The organism is Paraconexibacter sp., from assembly GCF_041602235.1.
Classification (GTDB): Bacteria; Actinomycetota; Thermoleophilia; order Solirubrobacterales; family Solirubrobacteraceae; genus Paraconexibacter.
The window spans coordinates 1-9,054 of the sequence record NZ_JBFIGP010000148.1; the positions used below are offsets into that span (position 1 = coordinate 1).

A 9,054-nucleotide genomic window follows, 5' to 3' on the forward strand; every position below is an offset into this window, starting at 1 on the left:
ACGGCCTGCCGAGCAGCGCGGAGATCGTCGCGGGCCCCATGGACCTGACGCTGGACATCGAGCCGATCGCCTTCGGCGCGCTGCGCCTGGAGGCACCCGATGGACGCGTGTCGTTCTTCCCGCGGGCGATGGCGCGGTGCACCGCGAGGGACGGGCGCGCAGGCGTCGGCTGGATCGAGTGGAACCGCGTCCAGCGCGAGGAGGCCTGAACGACGTGCCGTCGGTGACCCGACGCTCCGGCGCCACGACGCGATCCCGGCGCGCGGCGGTCGAGCAGCAGGTGCTCGGGGCGGTGGAGCGCCTGCTCACCGACGGCGAGTCGTTCACGGCCCTGCCGGTGGGACGGATCGCGGACGAGGCGGGGATGGCCCGCACCACGTTCTACGGTCACTTCCCCGACAAGTCCACCCTGCTGATGCGGCTCACCGAGACGGCCACCGCCGAGTTGTTCGCCCGTGCCGCCGGTTGGGCCGGCGACGACGACGGCACACGGGAGGAGCACGTGGCCGTGGTGCAGGACCTCATCGCGGAGTACCGCGCGCATGCGCCGCTGCTGCAGGCGCTGGTGGAGGTCGCCGCCTACGAGTCGGAGGTCGCCGCGTTCTGGCACCGGCGGATCGACGACGTCGCCGACGTGCTGCGGCGGCGGATCGGTCGCGATCGCCGGGCGGGACGCAGCGCCGCCGACGGGGACCCGCGGATCACCGCGTCGATGATCGTCTGGGGCACGGAGCGGTCGATCGCCCACCACGTGGCCACGGCGCCCCCGTCGGCGGACGCGGCGTTCGCCCGCGGCGTCGCCGCCGCGACGTGGACCGCTCTGGGCCTCCCGACCTGACGTCACAACGGATTCGCGACGGCTGTCTCCCCCCTCCGACGGGGGCATCTCCCCCCGGTGAGCGATGGCTGCGACCGCCGGAAGCTCTACCTTCTGGCACGTGGAACCTTCACATCCGTCCAAGGGGCACGACGTGGCGGCGGGGCAGACGGACGGCCGCAAGGGGACAGCACCCCCACCGGTGACGCCGATCTCCGCCAAGCGCCCGAGCTCACAGCGGGATCTCGTGCGCCAGTCGCTGCTGCGCTGCCCGGATCGCGGCGCCTGAGCGCACGGGCCACTCGAGCCCGCGCCGGCTGAGCCCGGCGACGGCGGCCGGTAACGCCGGTCCGCGGAGTCCTGTCTCGGCGGTCGTTGACGTGGCCCACCCCTGGTGGGATGGTCCTGCGCATGGCCGCACGCGTGACCCGGGCCGTCACCTGTGCCGCGACCGTCGTCGCGACAGCGTTGATCATCGGGCCGGGCCAGGCGGTCGCGTTCGACACCGGGCCGCACGCGGACATGACCCGCGATGCGATGACCGCGGAGGGCTTCGGTCGCGCGGGCGCCGACGTCGCGATGGTCGACAACTGGTTCGTCGACTACTACACGAACCCCGACGACAACCCGTACTCCGGTCACGCGCACGCGCTGGTCGGCCTGACGCGCCTGGGGCTGTCCCGCGAGTCCTGGCCGGACTACCAGGTCGAGGCGGCACGCCGACTGCACTTCGACGCCGAGCGACGCCTGCCGGGGATGCCCGACCTCTCGACCACCGCGGGCGTCGAGCAGGAGTGGCAGCGGCTGATGTTCCTCACCCGGAAGTGGCTGCGATCCACCGCGCAGGAGAACGACCCGCTGCGGATGCTCGCGGTCCTCGGCGCGTCGCTGCACGCCGTGCAGGACTTCTACACGCACAGCAACTGGGTCGAGGACCGCAACACGGTTCGCGGGTACGGTGGCCCGGCCATCGCGACGATGGGCTACGGCAGCGCGCCGACGTGGTTCGACGTCCCACCGGAGGTCCGCGCGACGCTGGTCGGGGACCTCGAGGTGTTCACGGGCGTCAAGGGCATTCCGCGCGGCCACGGTCACTGGCGCTCCAACGACAACCGCTCGCTCCTCGCCGGTCTCAACAAGGACTGGCCCGGCCGCCCGAAGTACCGGGAGGCGTACGTCAGCGCGTACTTCGCGTCGCGGCAGTGGATCCGCGCCGCGAGGACCTGGGTCGCCAACGAGCCGCTGTGGCAGCGCGCGATGAACCTCCCGTACACCGCCGAGCTCGCCCACGACGTGACCGGGGCGCAGGAGATCTCCGAGCACAGCGGGCACTGGCAGGGCGGAGGCGAGCCCTGCGTGCCGTTCAAGTGCGGTGTGCGCACGGGGAAGGCCGGCAGCATCACGAGCCTGCGGATCGCGCTGGGCGACTTCCACGACCGCGGACCCACGCGCTACCGGCGCGCGTTCAACGCGATGATCGGGGCGTTCCGCGAGTACCCGCAACCGGTGCCACGCGACCTGCCGGACCTGCCGTCGAGCCGGACGATCCAGGCCCTCACCCGCTTCGTGAAGCTCGAGATCCCGCTGTACCGGGGCATCGGCCTCGGTGATCCGGTCGGCGAGGCCGACATCTACGCGAACGCCCGGATCGACGGGCAGTCGTTCGCGTCGACCACGATCAACGGGGAGGACAGCTTCATCTTCCCGCGGCCCTACGCACCGTTCACCTGGATCCGCTCGGTGCCCACGTTCCAGCGCCGAAGCATGCCGGTGACCTCGATGACGGTACGGATCGAGACCGGGGACAAGCGCTACGCGGGGACCGACGACGACGTGTACCTGCGGATCAACCGGAACCTGCGGTTCCCGCTCGAGAAGCGGGCCTACAACGACTTCGAACGGGGTGACGACGACACCTACAGCGTTCCGATCGGGGCGGCGACGAAGGCCGGGCTGACGGTCGGTGACATCGACCGCGTGGTCATCGAGAAGTCCAAGGACGGGCCTGCCGGTGGCTGGTTCCTGCGTGGGGTCACGCTGCGGGTCAACGGGACCACGTTCCTGCGCAACCGCGCCATCAACCGCTGGCTCGAGAAGAACCGCCGCGTCTGGTCGGCGCCCGGCGTCGTACGCGACCACCGCACCGCCGACGTGATCGGGGTCTGGCTCGAGCTCAAGGACGACGACTTCGGTCGCAACGACCTCGGGGACATCAACCCCTACGACCGTCACACCTCCGCGCCGATCGCCTACCTCATGGGGACCGAGCAGCGGCGGCTCGTCGAGGGCGGTGCGCGTCTCAGCGGGCGCCTGTCGATGGGCAACGGCGACCGCGCGCTGCTGACCTACCGGTTGACGACGTTCGCCGAGACGCCCCCGCCGCTGCCCGCCCCCGCACCGGCGCCGGAGCCGACACCCCCACCGCCGCCGGAGCCGACACCCACGCCGACCCCCGAGCCCGGTCCTCAGCCGACACCCACGCCCACGCCCACCCCGACACCGGAGCCCACGCCGATGCCGGATCTCGTGATCACCGACCTCGGCATCCGGGAGGCGACGATCCGCAACCAGGGCACGGGGGCGGCCGGAGCGTTCACGTTCACGGTGACCGGGTGGGGCGCCGTGCGCGTCCCCGGCCTCGCGGCCGGCGTCTCGACCACGGTCCGGTACTACTCGGGCACCAGCTGTGGCGGGGACTACCGCGCGATGGCCGACTCCGGGCTGGAGGTCGCGGAGTCCGACGAGACGAACAACCGGCGCGAGCTGCTCGGCGTCGTCTGCTGACACCGCGGCGCGGCCCGCACCGGGGCCGAACGTTACGCTCGCACCATGGAGAGGACGCGCATCGCGATCATCGGCGCCGGGTTCTCCGGCCTGGGCATGGCCGTTCGGCTGCGGCAGGAGGGCATCACCGACTTCGTGGTGCTCGAGCGGGCCGACGACATCGGCGGCACCTGGCGGGACAACAGCTATCCGGGGTGCGCCGTCGACGTGCAGTCGCACCTGTACTCGCTGTCGTTCGCTCCCAACCCCGACTGGAGCGCCGTGTACGCGCCGCAGGGCGAGCTGTGGGCCTACCTGCGGCGTCTCGTCGACGAGCACGGGCTGCGCGAGAACCTGCGTCTCGGGCACGAGGTGCTCAGCGGCGACTGGGACGATGCGACGCAGCGCTGGCGTCTGCGCACGAGCGGCGGGGACGTCGAGGCGCAGGTGCTGCTCTCGGGGATGGGGCCGCTCAGCAACCCGATCCCGCCGCAGATCCCGGGCCTCGACACCTTCGCCGGGACCGTCTTCCACTCGGCCCGCTGGAACCACGACCACGATCTGACGGGCAGGCGGGTCGCCGCGATCGGCACGGGCTCGTCCGCCGCCCAGTTCGTGCCGGGGATCCAGCCGCACGTGGCGCACCTCTCCCTCTTCCAGCGGACGCCGGGATGGGTCATCCCGCGGATGAACCGGCCGCTGACCCGCCTCGAGCGCGCCCTGTTCCGCCGGTTCCCGGCGCTGCAGCGCCTGGTGCGGCGCCGGCAGTTCGTGTACCGGGAGCTGCTCGGCGTCCTGCTGCGCAGCCCGCGCTGGAGCTTCGGTGTGGAGGCGCTCGCCAAGGCCCACCTGCGACGGCAGGTGAAGGATCCCGTCCTGCGGGACAAGCTGACGCCCCGGTTCCGCGCCGGCTGCAAGCGGATGATCGTGGCCGACGACTACTACCCGGCGGTGGCGCAGCCGAACGTCGAGCTGGTCACCTCGGCGGTCGCCGAAGTGGTCCCGGAGGGGATCCGTACGGCCGACGGGCGGCTGCACGAGGTCGACACGCTGATCCTCGGCACGGGATTCGAGATCCTGCCGGTCGCCGACCCGCTCCGGGGCCGCGACGGGGTCACGCTCGCGGAGTTGTGGCGTGAGCGGCGCGCCGCCTACCTCGGGACGGCGGTCTCGGGCTTCCCGAACTACTTCATGCTCGCTGGGCCGCACTCCGCGACGGGGCACACCTCGGCGCTGCTGTACGCCGAGGCGCAGATGGAGTACGCGCTCAAGGCGATCCGACATCTCGAGCGCACGGGGGTGGGCTCGATCGACGTGCGGCCCGAGGCACAGCAGCGGTTCGTCTCCCACGTGAACGAGCGTCTCGGGTCGACCGTGTGGATCGTCGGCGGGTGTCGCAGCTGGTATCTGGACGCGGACGGTGGCTCGTCCGTGCTGTGGCCCGGCACGACGTGGGAGTTCCAGCGGCTCCTGTCGCGGTTCGATCCTGCCGACTACGAGACCGCGAGCAGCGCCACGCGCCGCGAGGTCGCCGCCGCGTAGCGCGATCGCCCTGGCAGGTCCGGTGAGCGCGACGCCGTCGGGCGGCCGGGGCGACCCGGTAGCGTCACGCCGTGGCCTCTCCCGCGATCGAGCTCGACGCCGACGGGCGCGCCCTCCGCGTCTCGAACCCGGACCGGGTGATCTTCCCGGCGACCGACGCCACGCCCCAGCTCACCAAGCGCGAGGTCGTCGAGTACTACCTGGCGGTCGGGTCCGGCATCCTGCGCGCGCTGCGCGAACGGCCCACGACGCTCGAGCGCTGGCCCAAGGGCGTCCACGAGGGGATCGTGCTCTCCACGCGGGAGAAGGGTGGTGGGGACGCGTTCTTCCAGAAGCGCATCCCGCGGGGGGCTCCCGACTACGTCGAGACCGCACGGATCCAGTTCCCGTCCGGGCGCCACGCCGACGAGGTCTGCCCGACCGAGATCGCGGTGGTCGGCTGGGCGGCGCAGATGGGGACGATCACCTTCCACCCCTGGCCCGTCCGGCGCGACGACGTCGACCACCCGGACGAGCTGCGGATCGATCTCGACCCGCAGCCGGGGACCGACTTCGCCGACGCGGTGCGCATCGCGGGTGAGGCGCGGACGCTGCTCGACGAGCTCGGCTACGTCGGCTACCCCAAGACCTCGGGAGGACGCGGGGTGCACATCTACGTCCGGATCGAGCCGCGCTGGACGTTCACCGACGTCCGCCACGCCGCGATCGCGTTCGGGCGTGAGCTCGAGCGCCGGGCCCCGATGGAGGTCACCACCAAGTGGTGGAAGGAGGAGCGGGGGGAGCGCGTGTTCGTCGACTACAACCAGAACGCCCGCGACCGCACCATCGCCTCGGCCTACTCGATCCGCCCGAGGCCGGGGGCGCCGGTGTCCGCGCCCGTGGAGTGGGACGAGCTGCCCGACGTGGCGCCGGAGGACTTCACCGCCGCCACCATGCCGGCGCGGTTCGCCGAGCGCGGTGACGTCCACGCGGCCATCGACGACGTCCAGCACTCGCTGCAGCCGCTGCTGGACCTCTACGAGCGCGACACCGGCGACGGGCTCAGCGACATGCCCTACCCGCCGGACTACCCCAAGATGCCGGGCGAGCCCAAGCGGGTGCAGCCCAGCCGCGACCGCGACCGCCCGCGGGACTGAGCGACCCGCTCACCCCTCGGACGGCGCTTCGAACTGCCGCCGCAGCGCCGGCGTCACGAGCGGCGCGTACTCCCGGTGGCGCATGATCCACCCGGCGATGAAGGGGCAGATCGGCACGATCTCCTCGGAGCCTCGGTCACGGATCGCGTCCAACGCCGCCCGGGTCAGGGCGCCTCCGATGCCCTGACCCTCGTGCGCGGGCAGGACCTCGGTGTGGGTGAAGATGATGCGTGAGCCGACGGTGGAGTACTCGGCGAAGCCGGCGAGCTCCCCGTCCACGTGAGCCTCCCAGCGGGAGGATTCGGGATGCTCGGTGATGACGGGATCGGCCATGGCCGGCGACGCTACCAGGCACCGGCCGGCCGCTCTCCTGCCGGCGGTTCGCGCGCCCCGTCGCGGGGTGGGTGCGGGGATCGGTGATGATGGCGGCATGGTCAACCGCGCGAAGAACGTCTGGCTGAACGTCTCCGGCAGCCTCGGGTTCGTGCCCGGTCTGATCGTGATCGCGTTCGGGGTGCTCGGCATCGTGATGGTCGAGATCGACAAGGACCTCGACCTCGACGGGGCCAGCGCGGTGTTCGCCGGCGACGGTCCGGCGGCGCGGACCGTGCTCTCGGTCATCGCCGGCTCGCTGATCACCGTCGCCGGTCTGACGTTCTCGATCACGATGGTCGTCCTGCAGCTCGCCGCCAGTCAGTTCAGCCCCCGGATCCTGCGGACGTTCTCGAGCGACCGGCTCACCCAGGTCACGATCGGGACCTACGTGGGCACCTTCGTCTACGCGATCCTCGTGCTGCGCGCGGTCGGCTCCTTCGATGACGCCTCGTTCGTGCCGCGCCTGAGCGTGACGCTCGCCTCGCTGCTCGGCATCGCCGCGGTCGTGCTGCTCGTGGTGTTCCTCAATCACGTGACCCAGTTGATCCAGGTGTCGCACGTCACGGCGAGCATCACCCACGAGACGCTGGCGCGCACCGACGCGCTGTACCCCGAGGACTACGGGGTCCCCGCGCAGGAGGAGGACGCCGAGGACCTCCTCGCCTCGTGGCGCGGACACCCGGGTGGGCGCGTCATGGCCAGGCGGCCGGGCTTCGTGCAGCGGGTCGGGCTCGACGATCTGGTGGCGGGGGTCGCCGGACGCGCCGAGCGCTTCGCGATCCTCGTGCGGCCGGGGGACTTCGTCAGCATCGAGACGACGGTGATCGAGGTGTGGCCGCCCGAGGCTGCCGAGGATTGCCGGGCGGCGTTCCAGGACGCGGTGGCGGTCACGAGCGAGCGCGACCTCGCCCAGGACGTGCACTTCGGGTTGCGCCAGCTGACGGACACCGCGCTCAAGGCGATGTCTCCGGGCATCAACGACCCGATGACGGCGGTGACGTGCATCGGCTACCTGCGTGCGCTGCTCGTCCGCGTGACCGATCGGGCGCAGCCGCCCGGTGTGCGCCGCTTCCCCGAGCACGACCTGACCGCAGTGCTCCTCCAGCGTCGCTACGAGGAGTACCTGGAGCTGCTCGTCCAGATCAGCAGGTACGTCGAGGGCGACGCGTGGGTGGCCCGGGAGCTGCTCGACGCCCTGGGGGCGTGCGCCGAGGTCGCCCACCGTCGCGGCGCGCAGGACCGCCTGCGCAGCATCCGCGCGGTCGCGGCCGCGATCGGCGCGCGCGCCCGCGAGGAGGCAGGTGGCAGCCGCGACCGGGAGATGATCGACGCCGCCATGAGCCGGATCGCTCACGCCGCCGGCTGAGCGACGGCGCGCTCGTCTAGCCTCCCGGCGATGTCCGACCCCACGAGCGAGGATGCGCCGCGCGACGACCTGGCGGAGCTGCTGCGCCGGCGGGCGCTGACCGAGGACGCGGCGCGCCCCGAGGCGGTCGCCAAGCGTCACGCGGCGGGTGGACGGACCGCGCGCGAGAACGTCGCCGACCTGGTGGATCCCGGGACGTTCGTCGAGTACGGCCGGTTCGCGATCGCCGCGCAGCGCGGCCGGCGGGAGGTCCAGGAGCTCATCGAGCGCACGCCGGCGGACGGCCTGGTCGCCGGCACCGCGCAGATCGAGGGCGTCCCGTGCGCGGTGCTGTCCTACGACTACACCGTGCTGGCCGGCACGCAGGGGGCGCTCGGCCACCTCAAGAAGGACCGGTTGTTCGAGCTGATCGAGCGGATGCGGCTGCCCACCGTGTTCTTCGCCGAGGGCGGCGGCGGACGCCCCGGTGACACGGACTACCCGGTGGTCTCCTCGCTGCAGGTCCGCGCGTTCGCGCTGTGGGCGCGGCTGTCGGGGCACGTCCCGCGCATCGCGATCGTGAAGGGGCGGTGCTTCGCCGGGAACGCCGTGATCGCGGGCTGCTCGGACCTGATCGTCGCCACCGAGGACGTGTCGATCGGGATGGGGGGTCCGGCGATGATCGCGGGCGGTGGGCTCGGCCACGTCGAGCCCGACGACGTCGGGCCGGTCGAGGTCCAGGCCAAGAACGGGGTCATCGACGTGGTGGTGGCCGACGAGTCGCAGGCCGTGGCCGTCACGAAGCGGCTGCTCGGGTACTTCACCCACGGCACGCCGGGCGCGCCGTCGCCCCCCGTCGTCGTGCCCGACCAGACGCGGCTGCGCGATCTCGTCCCCGAGCGCGAGCGCCGTGCCTACAAGGTCGGTCCGATCATCGAGACGCTCGCCGACGAGGACTCGGTGACGTTCCTGCGTGAGCGGTTCGCACCGGAGATGACGACCGCGCTCGCGCGGATCGACGGCCGTCCCGTCGGGGTGATCGCCAACAACACGATGTACGCGGCCGGCGCGATCAC

The 9,054-nt window shown here is 72.2% G+C and carries 8 protein-coding genes and 1 pseudogene; 8 read left to right on the forward strand and 1 reads right to left on the reverse strand.

Going from position 1 to position 9,054, the window contains the following annotated elements:
• The 6 genes and pseudogenes from ABYE80_RS12520 to ligD all read left to right on the forward strand — a co-directional run.
• Positions 1-209 (forward strand): annotated as a pseudogene (locus tag ABYE80_RS12520) (phosphotransferase); the annotation flags it as partial.
• A 14-nt stretch (positions 210-223) separates the two neighbouring features.
• Positions 224-838, forward strand: a complete 615-nt coding sequence (locus ABYE80_RS12525) for a TetR/AcrR family transcriptional regulator (protein ID WP_372790621.1) — start codon at positions 224-226, stop codon at positions 836-838.
• 100 nt (positions 839-938) lie between these two features.
• Complete coding sequence (locus ABYE80_RS12530; protein WP_372790622.1) at positions 939-1,106, forward strand: hypothetical protein; 168 nt, start codon at positions 939-941, stop codon at positions 1,104-1,106.
• A gap of 122 nt (positions 1,107-1,228) precedes the next feature.
• Positions 1,229-3,601, forward strand: coding sequence for a CARDB domain-containing protein (locus ABYE80_RS12535; protein WP_372790623.1), 2,373 nt, complete (start codon positions 1,229-1,231; stop codon positions 3,599-3,601).
• A gap of 45 nt (positions 3,602-3,646) precedes the next feature.
• Positions 3,647-5,122, forward strand: a complete 1,476-nt coding sequence (locus ABYE80_RS12540) for a flavin-containing monooxygenase (RefSeq protein ID WP_372790624.1) — start codon at positions 3,647-3,649, stop codon at positions 5,120-5,122.
• A 71-nt stretch (positions 5,123-5,193) separates the two neighbouring features.
• Positions 5,194-6,258 carry a non-homologous end-joining DNA ligase gene (gene ligD, locus ABYE80_RS12545; protein ID WP_372790625.1) on the forward strand — a complete coding sequence of 355 codons (1,065 nt, stop codon included), beginning with the start codon at positions 5,194-5,196 and terminating at the stop codon, positions 6,256-6,258.
• A gap of 9 nt (positions 6,259-6,267) precedes the next feature.
• On the opposite strand, the gene ABYE80_RS12550 is transcribed toward ligD, so the two are convergent.
• Positions 6,268-6,591, reverse strand: coding sequence for a GNAT family N-acetyltransferase (locus ABYE80_RS12550; RefSeq protein WP_372790626.1), 324 nt, complete (start codon positions 6,589-6,591; stop codon positions 6,268-6,270).
• A 97-nt stretch (positions 6,592-6,688) separates the two neighbouring features.
• Here ABYE80_RS12550 and ABYE80_RS12555 point away from each other — a divergent pair, with 97 nt between their 5' ends.
• Together ABYE80_RS12555 and ABYE80_RS12560 are read left to right on the forward strand one after the other, a co-directional pair.
• Positions 6,689-7,999, forward strand: a complete 1,311-nt coding sequence (locus ABYE80_RS12555; protein ID WP_372790627.1) for a DUF2254 domain-containing protein — start codon at positions 6,689-6,691, stop codon at positions 7,997-7,999.
• Positions 8,000-8,029: 30 nt separating this feature from the next.
• A partial coding sequence (locus ABYE80_RS12560) for a carboxyl transferase domain-containing protein (RefSeq protein ID WP_372790628.1) occupies positions 8,030-9,054 on the forward strand: 1,025 nt, incomplete at its 3' end.

Coding starts and splice junctions, on each gene's coding strand:
- ABYE80_RS12550 (WP_372790626.1), bottom strand. CDS start 6,591: ATGGCCGATCCCGTCATCACCGAGCATCCCGAATCCTCCCGCTGGGAG.
- ABYE80_RS12540 (WP_372790624.1), top strand. CDS start 3,647: ATGGAGAGGACGCGCATCGCGATCATCGGCGCCGGGTTCTCCGGCCTG.
- ABYE80_RS12555 (WP_372790627.1), top strand. CDS start 6,689: ATGGTCAACCGCGCGAAGAACGTCTGGCTGAACGTCTCCGGCAGCCTC.
- ABYE80_RS12535 (WP_372790623.1), top strand. CDS start 1,229: ATGGCCGCACGCGTGACCCGGGCCGTCACCTGTGCCGCGACCGTCGTC.